The sequence below is a fragment of the Streptomyces auratus genome (assembly GCF_050433025.1).
GTDB lineage: Bacteria > Actinomycetota > Actinomycetes > Streptomycetales > Streptomycetaceae > Streptomyces > Streptomyces sioyaensis.
Genome location: NZ_JBNGCB010000003.1, coordinates 2,990,263 through 3,007,778, shown reverse-complemented (window position 1 = coordinate 3,007,778; position 17,516 = coordinate 2,990,263). Strand labels below are relative to the sequence as shown.

The following is a 17,516-nucleotide window of genomic DNA, read 5'->3' as shown; positions in this document are numbered from 1 at the left end:
GCCGTTATTCCGCGGCCCCCTCGTACGAGCCTCCCCCGGACGGTTATTTCGCAGCCCCTCCTGCGGGCTCCATGCGCGCGGCCCGGGGACGCGCGCCGCTCGTCCCCGGGCCTGATCGTGCTCCTCGGCCCCGGTCCCACGGGGCCTGTCGATTACGGCTGGTGGTAAATGGTGGCGGCCCAGGCGGCCTTCCAACCCCCGTCACCGAACTGGAGGTTGACCGAACACCGGCCGGTATCGCCGTCGCAATTCAGGCTGTTCGCCGGCACGGGTGCGACAAGCCTGCCCTCGGCGGACCGGAGCGCCGGATGGAAGACGGTCGCGGGCCAGCTCGCCCGCCAGCGCCCGTCACCGAACATCAGGTCGGCCACGCAGGTTCCGTTGTCGCCGTCGCAGTTGAGGCTCGTTGCCGGTACGGGAGCGCGGGAGGCGGACCGGTTCGCCTGGTGGAAGATGGACGCGTCCCACCGGGCCTTCCAATTGTTGTCGCCGAAGCGGAGGTTGGCCGTGCACTTGTAGGTGTCGCCATCGCAGTTGAGCGCGGTCACCGGAACCGGGGCGGCAACGGCCGGGGCGGCCGACCCGATACCCAGCACCGCGAGGGCGGCGCAGGTGCCGACGATGGTGCGTCGCATAGCCATGTCCTTCCGTCGTGGGCGCGCGGAGCGCCCGGTCCGAGAGAAGGATCGGTCGATTCCGTCCGGCGTCACGGCCGCCTCCGGGGGCCTTCAGCAGAAGGTGTGAAGGCCCGTACCGGCAAGCGAAACGCGGTCCGCGCGGCCGGCGGAGATCGGTGGTGAACAGCGCAATCGTGGTGAGCACGGGGCGTGCAGACGGCGCATCGCACGGTCCGTCCGGCACCCGGTGGCCCATGCCGCGGGCACAGTCCGGCGCTTCGGCGGCGAGGTGGGCGGAGGGTGCTTCCGTACGTGGCACGAGGAGGGTGCGGGCGCGGTGCCGGCGGGTAGGTACTCAGGTTCGCGGAGCGCCCCGGCGTGCGGCCGCCGCGCTCCGCCCCGGACCCGCCCGTTCGCTCCCGGGACCGCAGCGCTCGGCCGACCCCGGGCGGGGTCGGCCGAGTCTGTGCGGGCGGCGAGCCGGCGGTCCGGGTGCCCGCTGGTTACGGGGCCATCTCGTACGCCCCGGCCAGCGCTTCGACGCGCTCCCAGACGCGGGCCGAGCGGGCCTCGTCGACGACCGGGCGGCGGACCGCGCCCAGTGCCCAGCGCTGCTGCTCTTCGGTGGCGGAGTCCTTGCCGTGCAGCTCCACGGCGTGCGCGGAGAAGTCACGGACGAGGACGGCGAACAGCTCGTCGAGCACCTCCTCGTCGAGCCCGGTCAGCTGCGCCTGCTCCAGGATCAGCTGGCCGTGGACGACCAGCGCGAACAGCTGGCCGATGGCCAGGAGGAGATCGAGGTCGCGGCTCTGCGCCTCGTCGGGCGCGGCGGTGGTGACGAACTCGCACAGGGCGTCCGCCTGCTCACGGAAGCGGCCGACGTTGGGCACGGCGGCATAGGCGTCGTAGGCGGTGCGCCAGTCGTGGAAGCGGATGGCGCCCAGGCCGCGGGCCGGTCCCTGCCGGAAGAGGAACGCGTCGTCGGCCGCGTCGAGGCGGGTCGGTACGGGCGGGTACTCGGCCGGGTTCAGCAGGTGGTTGCCCATGAACTTCAGGATCAGCGCGAGGTTGACGTGGACGGTGCCCTCCAGCTTGGGCAGTCCCCGGATCTCGGTGGCCGCCTGGGCGAAGTAGGTGTCCTTCTCGAAGCCCTTGGCCGCGATGACGTCCCACATCAGGTCGATGACCTTCTCGCCCTCGGTGGTCACCTTCATCTTCGTCATCGGGTTGAAGAGGAGGTAGCGGCGGTCGTCGGGGCCGGCGGAGCGGAAGTAGTCGACGGCGCGGTCGCTGAACAGCTTCATCCCGACGAGGCGGACGTAGGCGTCGGTCAGCTCGCGGCGCACATGCGGGAACGCGGTGACGGGACGGCCGTAGAGGATGCGGTTCTGCGCGTGGGTGACGGCCTCGTACATCGCGTGCTCGCAGATGCCGATGGCGCCCGTGCAGAGGTTGAACTTGCCGACGTTGACGGTGTTGAGGGCGGCGTCGAAGGCGGCGCGGCCGGTGTGCAGGATGTCGGCCCCGGTGACCGGGTAGCCGTCGAGGCGGAACTCGCTGACGTACTTCGAGGAGTCGACGACGTTCTTGACCAGGTGGTAGTCCGGGTGGCGGCTGTCGGCGGCGAAGAAGACATAGCCGTCGGGGCCCTCGACATCGGTGCGGCGGCCGAAGACGGAGACGAGTCCGGCGGCGTTGCCGTTGCCGATGTAGTACTTGGATCCGCTGGCGCGGAAGCCGCCGTCGCCGTCCGGCTCCAGCAGCATGTCGGTGGAGTAGATGTCGGCGCCGTGGGCCTTCTCGGACAGACCGAAGGCGAACACCTCGCCCTGGTCGAGGAGTTCGGCCGCACGGGTGCGGACGGCGGCGTTGTCGCTCTGCCAGACCGGGCCGAGTCCCAGGATGGTGACCTGCCACGCGTACCAGTAGTCGAGCCCGTAGAAGCCGAAGATCTCGTTGAGGGCGGCGATCCGGGCGGTGTCCCAGCGCTTGTCCTGCTGCTCGCCGGCGGCGGAGGCCGGGGTGAGGAAGGTCGCGAACAGCCCTTCCTTGGTGGAGAACTCCAGGAACTCCGCCAGCCAGGCGCGGGAGCGGTAGTCCTCGATCAGCCGGCGCTTGCCGCGGTTCTCGAACCAGTCGACGGTGGCGCGCAGCAGCCGGCGGGTCTCGGGGTCGAAGTGCGCGGGGTCATAGGTACGCGGGTTGAACAGCAGCGGGTCGGCCATGGTGTTCGCCTTTCCGGTTCGTCGGGGAGGGTGGAGGGTCAAGAGACGTGCGGACGGTGCCGGTGAGCGCGGCGGCCGGGCGGCGCGTGGCTCGTCGGCGCCGGGTTCAGGGTGCGGTGCCGAGCCGGCGGAGGGTGGCGAGCACGTCCTCCAGCCAGGCGAGGGTCATCCGCTCGTACGCGATGCCGCCGCGCAGCACGACGTGCTGGAGCTCCTGTCCGGCATCGGGGGCCTCGGGGGCGTCCGGTCCGGTGAAGTCCCGCCGCTCGCCCGCGAGATAGTGCGCGAGCCGCTCGGTGTGCTTGTGGTGGTGCCGCTCGACCTCGCGGATCAGTACGGCCGGGTCGTCGAAGGCCGCCCCGCGGATCTTCACCGCGAGTTCGTGCCGGACGCTCTCCGGTTCGATCGGCTCGTGCAGCCACTCGGCGAGCGCGGCCCGGCCGAGCGCGGCGACGGAGTACTCCTTCTTGTCCGGGCGGGCCTGCTGCGGCACCTCTCGGACATCGATCCAGCCGTCGCTCTCCATGCGCTTGAGAACGCGGTAGATCTGCTGGTGGGTGGCGGTCCAGAAGTAGCCGATGGACCGCTCGAACCGCCGGGCCAGCTCGTAGCCGGAGCCCGGCTTCTCCAGCAGGGAGACGAGGATCGCGTGGTCGAGCGCCATGCCTCGATCCTTCTATGCAACGAGTTGCATAAACAAGGGGCACCGCGCGGGTGAGACGCGGCTCACCCGCGCGGCCGCGGCGCCCCCACCCCTTCCAGGACGGACCCGCCGCCCGCCGCGCCGTGCGACCATGACGTCTTCGGGGAATCAGGGGAGGCAACGGTGCACAGCACAGGCTCTGGCGTGCCGGAAGCGGGTGCGGCGCCGTCCGGCCCACCGCAGGCACCGGCCCTCGCGCCGCACCACGGACTCCTCGACCTGCGCGGCCGGACCGACACCCCGCCGACCCCCTCGCCCCCGTTCACGCTGGCCTATCCGGCGAACGCCGTGGTCGTGGTGTCCGGCCTGCCGGGCAGCGGCAAGAGCACCCTGCTGCGCCGCGCCCCCGCGCAGTCGACCGTCATCGATCCGCGGGCCGTCCATCTCGCCTGCGAGGCGGTGATGCCGGAGTGGCTGCCGTACGGCCTCTACCGGCCCTGGGCGCGGTGGAAGCACATCCGCTGGCTGCACCGGGAACTCCGGGGCGATGGACCGCTGTTGGTCCACGACTGCGGCAGCCGGCCGTGGGTGCGCCGCTGGATGGCCCGGGCGGCGGGGCGCCGGGGCCGCCCCTTGCATCTGGTCCTGCTGGACGTGGGCAGGGCCGAAGCGCTGTCGGGTCAGGAGTCCCGCGGCCGGCGCGCACCACGACGCGCGTTCGCGCGGCACCACCGGGGCCTGGACCGGCTGCTGCGCCGGCTGTCCGAGGCCGCTGCCGCCGGTCCGCCCCCGGCCGCCGTCCGGCCCGCCGCGGACGGGGCAGCCGAGGCTCCCGCGCACCGCACCCCCCTCCTCCCCGTTCCCCCCTGCGTGGCCGAGGCCGCCTCGGTGGTCCTGCTCGGCGGTCCGACCCGGGGCCTTGTGACGTGGGAGTTCGCCCGGCCGCCCGCGCCCGCGCGTCCGGCCGGCAGCCGAACCCCACGCCTCCGCTCAGGAACATGAGCCGCGTTCGGCACCTTGGGTGAACCGGTGGCACCTTGCGCTTACGCGTGCCAACCTTCTGTAATCAGCCAGCGGTCATGGCGCTGGCCGGAACAGGGGGATGAGCCGTGGCGGAGCGTCCGTTGGGCATTCAAGGGATCGAGGCCCTCTACGAGGAGTGCCGCACCCGCGTACAGGACAACAGGACCGCGCCGACGGGGCCGGGGCTCCCCGCGATCGTCCTCGTCGGACCGCACGGCAGCGGCAAGACCAGCACCCTGAAATGGCTCGGCTACCTCGGCTCGCGGCGTCCCCATGTGTACTTCGACTTCGGCTCCGCCGCGCCCCGCCGCCCCCATGAGGTCGCCGGCCGCCTCGCGTACGGGCTGTCCCACCGCCTGCCCCGGCAGACCCCGCTGCTCTTCCCGCGGCTGACGCTCGGCCTGTTCGTGGTGGCCCCCGAGCTGTTCCTCAACCCGACGGACCCCGAGCGGGCCAGGAAGCAGTTACGCCAGGCGCTGCGCGGGCCCCGGGAACCCCAGCCCGCGGCCGAGCGGGTCGTCGCGGTCGCCGGGCTGCTGCAGGACCTCAACCTCCTCAGGATCCCCGGCATCAGCCTGCTGGCCAGCCTCATCAGGCAGCCGCCCAGCATGCCGCTGCGGGTGACCCGGCACACCGGATTCGCCTGGTACGCCGGTCCGCTGGCCGCGATGGACGCCCTGGTCGAACTCAACCAGCTCAGCAAGAGCGAGGACCCGACGGACCGGGCCGCGGTGGACCGGCGCCTGTGCGAGGCGTTCTTGGCCGATCTGCGCGGCGAGTACGCACGGCGCCAACGCGACCGCAACTGCGTGGTGTTGCTGGACAACATCGATGCTCCCGGCGGGCGGGAGTTCCTCGACCTGCTGATGGAACTCCGGGACGCCGCCGGCGAGCCCGATCCGCTGCTGGCCGTGGCCGCCGCCTCGAACGTCGGCCGGGTGCCGGGGATGTTCGCGAACGGACCGGCGGGCGTGCAGGTCCGCTTCCCCGAACAGGCCGGCTACCTCGACTGGGCGCGGTCCGTCCCCGACCCGCCGCCGAACCGCTCCTGGCGCTGGTACTGCGTCCAGCTGCGCGGTCTGACAGCCGGGGAGACCGCCCAGCTCGGTACGAACATCGCCGCGCGGCTGCCGGAGGCTCCGCTGCTCGCGCACCGGTTGACCGACGGGCATCCGTGGAGCGTCCGGCAGATGCTGACCGCCTCGGCCCGCATCGTGGGCCGCGAGCGACCGGAGGCGCTGTTGCGCGCGGTGCTCTCCAGCACCACACCATCCGCGGCGGACGCCGACGAGGGGCCGTCGCTGGAGGCGGAGGCGCGGGAGTATCTCCTCCGCGATCTGACCGACGACCAGCGTCGTGCGCTCGTCGAGTGCTGTGCCGCCCGCGAGTTCGATGCGGCGTGCGACGCGGGGCTCCTCGACCGCTTCCAGCTGCACACCCGCGATTCGCTGGCCCGGGTGGTCGCGACCCGATTATGGCTGACCGACCCCGTCCCCCAGGATGCCGAGACCCGTGGCGGCCGCGGCTCCGGATATCTGGAACGGGTCCATCCGAACCCGTTGCGGGGCAGCTCCGTGCTGCACCCGTGGCTCCGCATGCTGCTGTTGCGGGAGCTCGCCGCCAGTCCGGACCGCTGGATGGCCGTCCACGGAAAGCTGCGGACCTGGCACATCGAGCACGGCCATCCGCTGGAAGTGCTGTACCACTCACTCGCGCTGCAGCGGGTGGACGATGTCATCGAGCACCTCGCCCAGCGCCTGGTCGAACTCTCCGACACCAGTGTCTGGTTGTACGAGCTGTACACCATCACCGCCGCACCGCTGCGTGAACCGGTGCTGCCGGAGCAGTCCGCCACGCTGCGGGCGGAGGAGCTGGCCGCGGAGCTCGCGCCGCGCGCGTTCGCGGCGCACACCCCCCTGACCCTGCTGGTGCTCTCGCTGTGGCTGGCGGCCGATCCACGCAATCGGCTGCCCGGCGCGAACCCCGAGCTCAACCGCACCATCAACGCGATGTTCCAGGACCTGGCCATGCGCTCCGTGCCCACCCGGATCGGGCTCATGCACGAGGCCGCGAAGTACGTGTGAGCACACCTGAGCGTTTCCTCCCCTAGGAGCTGGCACCATGCATCTGACCCCGCAACCGGCCGACTCACTCCCCCCGTGGTGGAAGGGGTGGCTGGGTATCGGCGCCCTGGCGCTCTCCCTCCTCCTCATCGCCGGCGGACTGTGGTACTTCTGGCCCGCCGAGGAGGACACCAGCTGCGCGGCGGGCGTTCCCGGGCTGCAGTGGGTCGGCGAGGGCGCGCAGCGCGAGTGCGTCGGCCTCATGGACAAGACGGCGTACACCTTCGATCCGCAGCTCAAGGGGATCATCGACCGGATCGCGCAGGAGAACCAACGGGTCCGTCAGCAGTGGGAGAAGCCCGACAAGGGCAAGAGCCGCGTCCCGTACGTCAAGGTCGCCGTCCTGACGCCCTTGACGGACAGCGACACCAGCGCGCTGCCCATGAAGGAAATACTCACCAGCCTGCAAGGCTCCTTCATCGCGCAGTGCCGGGCGAACGGCTGCCCTCAGCTGCCCGCGGCCCACTCGCTCGGCATCCAGGGCAAGACTCCGCAGATCGAACTCGTCCTGGCCAACGAGGGCCGCGACGAAACCCATTGGCAGCCGGTCGTGAAGCAGCTGTCCGAGCTGACCGAGGGCGAGCATCCGCTGGTCGCGGTCACGGGTATGGGCGTCAGCATCCCGGAGACCCAGGCGGCGGCCGACGAACTCAGCCGGCTGAAGATCCCCGCGATCGGCGCGGTGCTGACCGCCACCGATCTCAACTCGCCACGCCTGTTCAAGGTGTCCCCGGCCAATGTCGACTACGCCAAGGCGCTCCGCCGCTTCCTGACCGGATCCCCGCTGGCGAAGCACCGCGGCTACCTCGTCTTCGACAGCCGGGACGACAACTACGTCAAAACCCTGCGCAAGGCGTTCGACGACGAGTTCGGCGACTACATCGGCCGGCGGCGCGCTTCGTTCGTCGGCACGACGGGGCCCAAACCCGCCGGCATTCCGAAGCTCTTCCAACGCGCCGTCAACAACATCTGTCTGACCCAGGCGCAAGTGATCTTCTACGCCGGGCGCGACCGCGATCTCGCCGACTTCGTCCGTGCCCTGTCCACCCGTAGCCAATGCGGTCACGACAAGCCGATCACGGTCATGACCGGGGCGACCGGCACGTTCGCGCAGGGCTCGTCGGTGCGGGGGCTGCTCAAGGCCAACAAGATCACCATTGTCGACGCCTCGGCGACGAGTCCCGACCAGTGGACCAGCGGCGTCCACGCCCCGGCCGGCTTCAAGCCCTTCCTCCAGGCCCTGCGGGATCTGAAGTTCGACGACTCGGTGATGGACGACGGATACGCGATCATGCACCACGACGCCGTACTGACCGCGGTGTGGGCCACCCGCAATGTCACCAGCCAGACGGCCAGCGAGGCGCCCAACGTCCAGGACGTCTACAACGAACTCACCAATCTGCACGACGCGAGCACCGTCCCCGCGGCGAGCGGAGAGCTCAGCTTCGACGACGCGTCCAACGGCTGGCCGCACAACAAGCCGATTCCCGTCATCCAACTCCCCGATCCCCTCAAGGATCCCGAGCCGCCCTATCTGGTGCCGTGACGGCCGGGACCGGGCGCCGCCCCCGCATGCAACCACCTCGCAACCTCGCAGGGCGTTCACTGCATCAGTGCCCCGGGCGACCGGAGCCAGAGTCCGGCCGGTTCCGGACCGGACCGCCACCGCCACCGCCACCGTTCAGGGCCACCCCACCGTCCAGGGCCAACACCTCCGTAGGAGCCGGGCAAGAGAGGGACCGCACATGTACCGAACTCGGCGCAAGAATCCGCTGGTCAGCAGCTTCACCATGATGTCGGGCCGCTTCTGATGGGCGCCGACGAGCGGGCGAGGACCGCTCCGGACGTCCCGGCCGACGCGGGCGCCTCGCGCATCGCCCTCACCGCGGCCGCGACGGAACTGCTGCGCCTGCTGCATGCTCAGCACGGCCCGCTGATGTTCCACCAGTCCGGCGGCTGCTGCGACGGCAGCGCCCCCATGTGCTACCCGGCCGGGGAATTCCGTACGGGATCGTCGGATGCGCTGCTGGCCCGGCTGTCCGTGGAGGGCGTGCCGGAGCCGGTGGAATTCTGGATGTCGGCGGACCAGTTCGCGCGCTGGCGGCACACGCATCTGACGGTGGACGTCGTACCGGGGCGGGGCAGCGGCTTCTCCCTGGAGGCACCGGAGGGTGTGCGTTTCCTGATCCGCTCGCGGCTGTTCACCGAGGAGGAACAGGAGCGTCTCGGCGGCTGAGGCCGACCGGACCAGGCCGGCGGCCGGGGGGTCGGCGCCGGGCGAAGCGCCCGCAGAAGCGCCCGCAGAAGCAGAGAGACGAGCCCGGGGAGACAGAGTGAGGCCCCACGCACGGGGGAGAGCGTGGGGCCTCACCCCGTTAAACGGGTGAGAGCCCGCGCAGGTTCCCCCGGGGCGCAGATTTCGCAAGAAAATTCTGTGCGCGGCCGAGTGGGCACGGCCGGCGGGGCATCGGGGACGCGGCGACCGGTCCCCGGCCTCCCCCTCGCCGGTCAGCTTTCCCGCTGCACCAGCCGTTCCAGCATCTCCTGGAACTCCGCGTCCGCCACCACCCGCAGCCCGTTGCCGTCCGGCTCGCTCAGCGGGGTCATCACCCCGCGGCGCCACCAGAACACCCTGGGGCTGATGGCCCCCGCCGCATCCTCGTGACCGGCCGCCGCAAACTGCGCCATGGCCTGCAAGGCCGGGATGACCCGGGTGTCGTGGATGCGGTGGAACGCCAGCTGGTGCCGGAAGGGCATGGCGACCAACGCACCGTCCGGCGTGAGCCCGGTGCCCATGAGCCGCTCCACCAGCTCGTCCAGGACCAGGACCCGGCTCGCGGTGAAGAAGGAGTCGCCGAGCAGCACCTCGAACGCGGAGCCGTCACCGCGCCGCACGGTCTCATGCCCCTCGACCGGCAGCGCCCGCAGATTGTTCATCGCCCGGATCCGCAGCTCGGCCACGTCCCCGAAGTCCGTCAGCGAGTCCTCGCTCAGCATCTGCACCGCCTCGGGCAGATCGAGGGCGAGCACCTCCCGCAGCCCCGGCGCCGGGGCCCGGCCGTAGCGGAAGGAGTCCGAGGCGGGCAGCGTCTCCTGGGCGACGACACGGGGGTAGAGGCAGGCCCGGATCTCGTCCTCGCTGAGGATCTCCAGCGGCTGCGGGCCGTCCATCGTACGGAGCACCTTGCCGACGTGGTCCCGGATCAGCGCGGGCCAGCTGCGCTCACCACGCCGGTCGCGGTGGCAGACCGCGGCGAGGTTGCCCAACCCGAACTGCCGGCCCGCGGAGTCGGTGACCACGCCCGCGTACGCGGTGACTTCGAGCCCGTGCTCGGCGAAGGCCTGCCGGACCTGTGATCTGAAGAGGCCGCCCTCGCGCTCGGAGAAGAAGCCGAACTCCCCGTCGCGTGCCAGGTCGCGGGAATCCCGCTTCGGTCCTCGGCGGAACAGGCCCATCTCTTCCTCCCGGCAGCGGCCACGCTCAACGGCCATGAATGGGCCGATCGTAACGGGTTGCGGCGCCGGCCTCGTCGCCCTGCCGCCGGTACTGCTCACCGCTGTGACCGGCGCAGGGAGACGAGGTGACGGGGACGGGAGAGGGAACAGGGGTGGGAGGGGCGGCGGGGTCAGCCGCCGATGGTGACGTCGATGCAGGCGTAGAAGGCGTTCGCGGTGTCGGCGATGTTCCAGACCGCGAGGATCTTCTGCCGTCCGGTGAGGCCACCGAAGTCCACGGTGTGCGAGACCGTCTCGGGTGGCCGCGCACCGCCGTCGTTGAACTCGGCGACCTTCTTGCCCCCGGCGAAGTACTGCCAGGTACTGGTGGCATGACGGGCGGTCAGTCGCCAGCTGAAGGTCTGCGAACGGCCGATCGGGGTGACCTGCCAGCCCTTGGCGTCGTCGTCGAGTTCGGCGAAGCGGCTGTTGCCGCCGCTACAACTGGTCAGTCCCTTGGGGCCTTCGACACTCTGCGGCTCCCACTTGATCGGACCGCATTCGATGGTGCCCGCCGCACACTGCGCCTGCCGGCTCGGCGGCGAGGACACATAACCGTGCGCGCTCGCCGGGCTGACCGGCATGGTGACGACGAGCAACGGGGCGATGCCCGCACCGATGGCCAGGGCCAGCCTTCTTTTCTTGTGCATGTCAACCCTTTCGCGAGGGAGGCCGCCCACGCGAGAACTGCGGACCGACGCCGCCGACGGCGCCGAATGACGGAGGACAGATGGGGGACGCTGCCGAACGTCGAATGTCCGCCCGGGGAGGCCTCGTTGAGGGGGGATGGGTGACGCGAGGGTGTAACCAATTGGTCTAGACTTTACTGCGTGACCGAGTACGGTCAAGGGGTGCGGTAGTGGAGAGAGTGCGCAGGAGAAGAAGCGCCAACGGGCTATTCGTGGAGCGAATTTGATGGTGCGTCAGCCACTTTCGGGCGGACGCCTCGACCCCCGCTGTCGAGCGGGGGTCGAGGCGGCGCGTGCCGGCCCCGGTCAGCTCCCGGCGATGACGTCGGCCGGGGCGCTGGACCCCCGTACCACCAGCTGCGGTGCGAGCCGGACCATGCGCCGCGACGCCGGGTCCGCGTCGGCCGGGCGCCGGCTCAGCAGGCGGGCGGCCTCGGCGGCGAGTTCGCCGACCGGCTGGCGGACGGTGGTCAGCGCCGGGTCGGCGAGGCCCGCGAGCGGGATGTCGTCGAAGCCGGTGACGGCGACCTCCCCGGGCACGTCCGCGCCCAGCTGCCGCAGACGTTGCAGCGCACCGGCCGCGATCAGGTCGTTGGCGCAGATCAGGGCGTCCGGCCGGGACGGCCAGATGCGGTCGGCGGCGGCCCGGCCCCAGGCCACCGAGAAGTCGCCGAGCTCGACCCGCCCGGGGGCGGTGGGGTCCAGGGCCGCGGCTCCCGCCTCGTACGCCGCGCGCCGCTCGACGGCCGCCGATGCGGTCCCGGCCGCGCCCACGAAGCAGGGGCGGCGGCGGCCGGTGGCCGCCAGGTGAGCGAGTACCAGTGCCATACCGGCCGCGTTGTCGACGGCCACCGAGTCGGCGACGCCGGGGCCGCATCCGCGGTCGAGCAGTACGAGGGGCACCTGGGCGGCCGCGGCTGCCACCGCCTCCCGGCTGCGCCGCTCGTCGACGGGTATCAGGAGCAGGGCGTCGACCTGCCGGCCGAGGAACGCGCCGATCCGGGCCGCCTCGATGACCGGGTCGTCGTCGCAGTCGGCGAGGAGCACGGCCCGGCCCTCGGCGTGCAGGGCATGTTCCAGCTCCCGGACCAGGGAGGGGAAGAACGGGTTGGTGATCTGCGGCAGGACCAGTCCGACGGTGCCGGTGGTGCGGCTGCGCAGGGCGCGGGCCACGTGGTTGGGCCGGTAGCCCAGGCGCTCGGCCGCGGCGCGGACGGTGCGTGCGGTCTCGGCACCGACCGGGCGGGTGCCGGCCAGGACGCGGGAGACCGTGGCGATGGAGCAGCCCGAGGCCAGCGCGACCTCCCTCAGCGTGACTTCGGCCACCGCCTCTCGGCTCCCTTCGTCCGGCCCGTCCGAATCGGAGGGAGCATACGCCCCCTTGAACTTCTGGCAATCGTTGTCCCATGAGAGCGGGATCTCCTGGTCATCCCGCCCTCCTTTCGTCCAGAAAACATGTAGTTGGTCAGAGATTGAACCGTTGACAACCGGCAGCTCCATGGGCCAAGTTTCCGGAGAACGTTTTCCCATGCTGCTCGCTCGCCGGCTGACTCCCCCGCCCGGGCTCGTCATGGGGTGACCGCCGGACGCGCTGTGCGCCGGAGCCCATGTCGGCCCGCACACACCACCACTCCGCGCTGCCTTTCCGCGCAGCCGAGCAAGCAGAGCAAAGGGGCTCTTCCGTTGGCCAGAAAGATCATCCTCGACTGCGACCCGGGGCATGACGATGCGATCGCCATGCTCCTGGCACATGGCAATCCCGATGTCGAGCTGGTCGCCGTGACGACCGTGGTCGGGAACCAGACGCTGGAGAAGGTGACCCGCAACGCCCTGTCCGTGGCACGGATCGCCGGGATCACCGGCGTCCCCTTCGCCGCCGGCTGCCCGCGTCCGCTGGTACGGGCCATCGAGACGGCGCCGGACATCCATGGCGAGACCGGTCTGGACGGCCCGGACCTGCCCGAGCCGGCCTTCGAGCTGGACGGCCGGCACGCCGTGGACCTGATCATCGACACGGTGATGTCCCACGAGCCCGGTGAGATCACCATCGTCCCGACCGCCGGCCTGACCAACATCGCGCTGGCCGTGCGCAAGGAGCCGCGGATCGCCGAGCGGGTCCGCGAGGTCGTGCTGATGGGCGGCGGCTACCACGAGGGCAACTGGAGCGCGGTCGCCGAGTTCAACATCATCATCGACCCCGAGGCCGCGCACATCGTCTTCAACGAGCGCTGGCCGGTCACCATGGTCGGGCTCGATCTGACCCACCAGGCGCTGGCGACCCCCGAGGTCGACGCCAGGATCGCCGCGGTGGGCACCCGCCCGGCCAGGTTCGTCGGGGAACTCCTGGACTTCTTCCGCGAGGCCTACCGCGAGAACCAGGGCTTCGACCACCCGCCGGTGCACGACCCGTGCGCGGTCGCCTACGTCATCGACCCCGACGTGATGACCGTACGCAAGGCCCCGGTGGACATCGAGCTGCGCGGCGCGCTGACGGTCGGGATGACCGTGACGGACTTCCGTGCGCCCGCCCCGGCCGACTGCACCACCCAGGTCGCGGTCGAGCTCGACCACGAGCGGTTCTGGAACCTCGTCGTGGACGCGCTCGAGCGGATCGGTGACGTCGAGGCATGAGCATTTCCACCTCTCGGCGCCCCGCCGGGGCGACGGCCGGCGGCTCCGGTGTCCGTATAGGCGTGCTGGTCACCGCGCTGCTCGCGGCCTGCTTCGCCTTCCAGCTCAACGCCAGCATGCTCAGCCCCGCGCTGAAGAACATCGAGGACTCCCTCGGCGCCAGCTCGGCGGAGATCGGGCTGACCCAGACGGCGTTCTTCACCTCGGCGGCGCTGTTCTCGCTGTTCCTCCCGCGGCTGGGCGATGTCATCGGCCGCCGCCGGGTGCTGGCCGGAATGCTCGGCCTGATGGTCGTCGGCTGTGTCGTCGCGGCGCTGGCGAGCAGCGTGCCGATGCTGTTCGCCGGGCGCATCATCCAGGGCGTCAGCGGTCCGGTCGTCCCGCTGTGTCTGATCATGCTGCGGGTGGAGGTGCAGGAGCCCAAGCGCTACGGCACCCTGCTCGGCGTGATCACCGCGGTCAACGGCGGTATCGCCGGGGTCGACTCGCTCGCGGGCGGCTACCTCGCCGACCGGCACGGCTTCGGCTCGGTCTTCTGGGCGATGGCGGCGGTCGCGGCCGTGGCCACCGTCCTGGTCGCCACGCTCACCCCCGAGTCCAAGGCGCCCGTCGCCGGCCGGATGGACTGGCCCGGTGTCGCGCTGCTGGTGATCTCGGTCGGCTCGCTGCTGATCGCGCTCAACGAAGCGGGCAAGCTCGCCGCCGCCGACTGGCCGCTGATCGCCGTCCTTCTCGTGGTCGCCGCGGCCGCCTTCGCCCTCTTCTGGCGAACCGAGAACCACAGCGGCCACCCGCTGGTCGCCACCCGGCACCTCAAGCAGCGGGCGACCTGGGCGACCCTGCTGACCACCGTGCTCACCATGACCGGCGTCTTCGCCGTCATGAACGGCCTGATCCCGGCCTTCGCCCAGGACGCCCGGGCCGGCCTCGGGATGAGCGCCGAGCAGTCCGCCTGGTGGACGCTGTCCCCGTACGCGCTCGCCGGACTGGCCATGGGTCCGCTGGCCGGCCGGCTCGCCGCCACCTTCGGTTACGGCCGGGTGCTGCGGCTGGGACTGGCCGGTTCGGTGGCGACGGTCGTGCTGATGCTGCTCACGATGCACAGCCACTCGCAGCTCCTGCTGCTGGTGACGTCCATCCTGGTGGGCATCGCCTACGCGGGCGTGGCGAACATCGTCCTCAACGGGCTGGGCATCGTCCTCTCCCCCGCCGAGAACCCCGGCTTTCTGCCCGGCCTGAACGCGGGTGCGTTCAACCTCGGCGCGGGGCTGAGCTTTGCGGTGCTCTACGCCGTCAAGACGGCGGCCACGCCGACGGATCCGGCGTCGTCCGGCGGCTACACCGCGGGCATGATCGCGGGCGTGGCCATCCTGGCCGCAGCCATCGCCACGTCCTTCCTGATCCCGAAGCCGGTGACGGCGGAGGCACAGAGCTAGGTAGCAAAGCCGCTCAACACGCCGCCCGCCGACCGGTTTCCGGTCGGCGGGCGGTCGCATGTCGGTGGCGCGACGCCTCGTCCGATCAGCGTCCGTTCAGCGTCCGTTCAGCGCAGGATGGCGCCGAGGCCGCCGGCCGGTGCCCGTTCGGGGTCATGGACCACCACGATGTCGGCGCCGTGCGCGGCCGCCGACCGTACCAGGGCGTCGTCCGCCCGGGCGGCAGCCGGACGCAGCTCGCCCAGATTCGGCAACTCCATTCCGTGGACGGCGAGTTGGTCGACATCGGAGCCCACCCAGACCTGCCGTGCGCTGTCCGCGCCGTGCGGACTGACCAGCAGGGTGTCGATCCGGTGTTCCCGGGCCGCCTCGACCAGCGCGGGGAGACCGGCCGCGGAGTGCGCTTTCGCGTGCTTGCCGCCGGAGCCGGTACCCGCGCGGAAGCGCTCCGCCACCTGCGCGATGTGGTCGCTTTCCTGGGCGGCCCTGACCTGGGCGATGTCCCGTTCCACCAGGTCGCGCTCGGCACCTGGCGCCCGCCCGCCGTGTTCGCTCTCGTAGGTCAGGGCGCGCAGCGGTTCCGGCAGTTTGCCGTGCACCAGCCGGCGTTCGTGCGCCTCACCGACCAGGACGACGACCTCGGCGCCACTGCTCTCGAACTCCTTGCGTACCGCGTCGGCGATCTCCTCGGCGTTCTGTTCCACGGTGTGGTCCGCCGCGGTCCGGACGTGCCGTTCGGACCGTTCCCCGGCGGCGCGGGCGTCGCCCCGTTCCGCCCCACCGCCCCGCTCGCCGACTACGGCGAAGTCCGCTCCCGTACGGTCCAGGCGGACCACGAGGCAGACGGGGTCGTCGCCGATCGCCGCCAGCAAGGGAGTGACCCGGGGCACCGGCCCCCAGGCCGCGAAGGGGACGGCAGGAGGGCCGGGAAGCGGCGTGTCGAGGACGATGGATCCGTGGGCGGCGAACAGCGCCCGCCCGGCATGCGTTCCGGGCTCGCCACGGCGGGTGAGCAGGGCCTCGTGCACCGCACCACAGGTGGCCTCGTCCGCGCCGAGGGCGAACAACTGCGCCGTGGTGGCACTTGCCGTCAACTCCTGTTGTTTTGCGGTGTCCTCGGTGCCGTGCGAGACATCGGCATAGACGGACGCCCAGGGGCCGGGCCGGTCGATGACCGGTTGCAGGAGCGAGATGTGCATGGCACTGCCTCCTTGGCTTCCTCGGATTCCGCGGATTCTCCTGTGGCGCAATGCGTGGTCGTCGGTGGGCGGCCCGCATCCGTACGCGGCCGGCATTCGCCGGTAAGCAGCCGGCTGTCCTACGAATTCCCGTTCCGGAAAGGCATATGCATTGCCGGCATATGCCTCTGCAATCACGTTCCGTGCCCGTTCCGGCCATTTCCGTGTGCATGGTTGAAACGGCCGCTGCCGGGTTGTTAGGGCTGGGGGACCAGGGAAACTGGGAGGAACACGTCGGGTCTGTACGACCCGTAGAGCCGGAGGCACCCATGGTCATGGAACACGGAACCGACAAGACCGGCCCCGCCCGGGACGACGTGATGAAGCGGCAACTGCGGGGGCAAATGACGGCGGAGCGCTCCCTGTGGCTGGAGGAGGAGCATGAACTCCAGCCGGCCGGCGAGGACCAGCCGGTGGCGGCGTGGTCCCCCGAAAGCGACTTCCGGGGCGGCACACCGAGGGGGATGACCGAGGAGGACGTCGGACTGCGCTCCGAATTCGCCCGGCACCTCGGGCGGAGCCTGTATCCGGCCGACCGGAACGCGATCATCGAGACCCTCCGGCGCAACAACGCCCCGGACCGGCTGGTCACGATGGCCGAGCGGCTGCCCGCACACGAGCGGTTCGGCAATGTGCAGAGCATCGCGGAAGCCGTCGGGATCGCCACGGAACACTGGCGGTCCTGAGGCCGGGGCCGGTTTGTGCCTCCTGGCGCTGCCGCCGGGCGCCGGGAGGCGGACAATTGGTGGTATCGGCACCTGCCGCACCCCGCGGCCGGGCCAGTGGACGGGAAGAGGGAGGGCGGTTATGTCCGACGAGACGATGGGCGATGAGGTCTATCAGCCGCCCAGGTCCGATCCCCAGGACAACCCCAACGAACTCGACATGGAAGACGCCCTGGACGAGCCGGACCTCGATGCGACGCTGGATACCGGCTATTCGCCCCCGGAGCGGCCCTTCGTGGTGAATCACGACGGGACCACCGCACGGGAGCTGCACGACCGCGAGACGCTCGACCACCGGCTGGCGGTGGAGGTGCCGGACGTCTGCGCACCCGACGGCGACGGGATCGGTGATCTGCCGGGCGGGGTGGGAGAACCGACGGATCTCGAATGCGGCGAGGAGCGGGCCGGCCGGCTCGTGGGCTCCGACGAGGGATTCTGGCGCGGTGGCAGCAATGACATCGCCGCCCGCGACGTGGGCATCGACGGCGGGGCCGCCTCGGCGGAGGAGGCGGCGGTGCATATCGCCCGGGACAATGCGGGGGACGGCGGGGGCGGCGAGGGTTAGGGCCGGTCCGATGGGTCATGGCCCGCAGGACCCGCAGGATGCGCGAACCCGTGGGGCTTACGGCGCGCTGCCGCGTAGCGCCCTCCGGCGCCCATACGCCGTAGAG

At 71.2% G+C, this 17,516-nt stretch carries 15 protein-coding genes; 8 read left to right on the top strand and 7 right to left on the bottom strand.

From position 1 onward, the window contains the following. Positions 1–152: 152 nt before the first annotated feature. From BKA18_RS32865 to BKA18_RS32855, 3 genes are all read right to left on the bottom strand, one after another. Positions 153–635: a hypothetical protein gene (locus BKA18_RS32865; protein WP_006601771.1), complete on the bottom strand. Its 483-nt coding sequence runs from the start codon at positions 633–635 to the stop codon at positions 153–155. A gap of 485 nt (positions 636–1,120) precedes the next feature. Next, entirely contained in the window at positions 1,121–2,842 is a 1,722-nt protein-coding gene (locus tag BKA18_RS32860) for an acyl-CoA dehydrogenase family protein (protein ID WP_366046390.1), read from the bottom strand. A 106-nt stretch (positions 2,843–2,948) separates the two neighbouring features. Further along, positions 2,949–3,506 (bottom strand): PadR family transcriptional regulator, encoded by a 558-nt coding sequence (locus tag BKA18_RS32855; protein WP_366046389.1) that lies wholly within the window; start codon positions 3,504–3,506, stop codon positions 2,949–2,951. 183 nt (positions 3,507–3,689) lie between these two features. On the opposite strand from BKA18_RS32855, the gene BKA18_RS32850 reads away from it, so the two are divergent. The 4 genes from BKA18_RS32850 (at position 3,690) to BKA18_RS32835 (ending at position 8,867) form a co-directional block, all read left to right on the top strand. Further along, on the top strand, positions 3,690–4,487 hold the full coding sequence (locus tag BKA18_RS32850; RefSeq protein WP_366046388.1) for an AAA family ATPase: 798 nt from the start codon (positions 3,690–3,692) through the stop codon (positions 4,485–4,487). Between the two features lie 122 nt (positions 4,488–4,609). Next, on the top strand, positions 4,610–6,592 hold the full coding sequence (locus BKA18_RS32845; protein ID WP_366046387.1) for a P-loop NTPase family protein: 1,983 nt from the start codon (positions 4,610–4,612) through the stop codon (positions 6,590–6,592). 37 nt (positions 6,593–6,629) lie between these two features. Continuing rightward, positions 6,630–8,177 carry an ABC transporter substrate-binding protein gene (locus tag BKA18_RS32840; RefSeq protein ID WP_366046386.1) on the top strand — a complete coding sequence of 516 codons (1,548 nt, stop codon included), beginning with the start codon at positions 6,630–6,632 and terminating at the stop codon, positions 8,175–8,177. Positions 8,178–8,441: 264 nt separating this feature from the next. Beyond that, a complete protein-coding gene (locus tag BKA18_RS32835; RefSeq protein ID WP_366046385.1) occupies positions 8,442–8,867 on the top strand; it encodes a DUF779 domain-containing protein in 426 nt (141 codons plus the stop codon). Positions 8,868–9,139: 272 nt separating this feature from the next. Here the strand turns inward: BKA18_RS32835 and BKA18_RS32830 are convergent, their stop codons facing one another. The 3 genes from BKA18_RS32830 to BKA18_RS32820 form a co-directional block, all read right to left on the bottom strand. Beyond that, a complete protein-coding gene (locus BKA18_RS32830; RefSeq protein ID WP_366046460.1) occupies positions 9,140–10,087 on the bottom strand; it encodes a hypothetical protein in 948 nt (315 codons plus the stop codon). 170 nt (positions 10,088–10,257) lie between these two features. Next, the gene (locus tag BKA18_RS32825) at positions 10,258–10,776 is read right to left on the bottom strand and encodes a lytic polysaccharide monooxygenase auxiliary activity family 9 protein (RefSeq protein WP_366046384.1); all 519 of its coding nucleotides are present in this window, start codon (positions 10,774–10,776) and stop codon (positions 10,258–10,260) included. A 345-nt stretch (positions 10,777–11,121) separates the two neighbouring features. Continuing rightward, positions 11,122–12,141 (bottom strand): LacI family DNA-binding transcriptional regulator, encoded by a 1,020-nt coding sequence (locus BKA18_RS32820; protein WP_366046383.1) that lies wholly within the window; start codon positions 12,139–12,141, stop codon positions 11,122–11,124. Between the two features lie 357 nt (positions 12,142–12,498). On the opposite strand from BKA18_RS32820, the gene uriH reads away from it, so the two are divergent. Together uriH and uriT are read left to right on the top strand one after the other, a co-directional pair. After that, positions 12,499–13,446, top strand: coding sequence for a uridine-preferring nucleoside hydrolase UriH (gene uriH / locus BKA18_RS32815; protein WP_366046382.1), 948 nt, complete (start codon positions 12,499–12,501; stop codon positions 13,444–13,446). Then, positions 13,443–14,882, top strand: a complete 1,440-nt coding sequence (gene uriT / locus BKA18_RS32810) for a uridine transporter UriT (protein WP_366046381.1) — start codon at positions 13,443–13,445, stop codon at positions 14,880–14,882. Before uriH ends, uriT begins: the two co-directional genes overlap by 4 nt. A gap of 107 nt (positions 14,883–14,989) precedes the next feature. Here the strand turns inward: uriT and BKA18_RS32805 are convergent, their stop codons facing one another. Beyond that, on the bottom strand, positions 14,990–16,081 hold the full coding sequence (locus tag BKA18_RS32805; RefSeq protein WP_366046380.1) for a baeRF2 domain-containing protein: 1,092 nt from the start codon (positions 16,079–16,081) through the stop codon (positions 14,990–14,992). A 308-nt stretch (positions 16,082–16,389) separates the two neighbouring features. Here BKA18_RS32805 and BKA18_RS32800 point away from each other — a divergent pair, with 308 nt between their 5' ends. After that, complete coding sequence (locus BKA18_RS32800) at positions 16,390–16,806, top strand: DUF2795 domain-containing protein (protein WP_093487135.1); 417 nt, start codon at positions 16,390–16,392, stop codon at positions 16,804–16,806. 121 nt (positions 16,807–16,927) lie between these two features. Beyond that, entirely contained in the window at positions 16,928–17,410 is a 483-nt protein-coding gene (locus BKA18_RS32795; RefSeq protein ID WP_006601785.1) for a DUF5709 domain-containing protein, read from the top strand. The last annotated feature ends 106 nt before the right edge of the window (positions 17,411–17,516 follow it).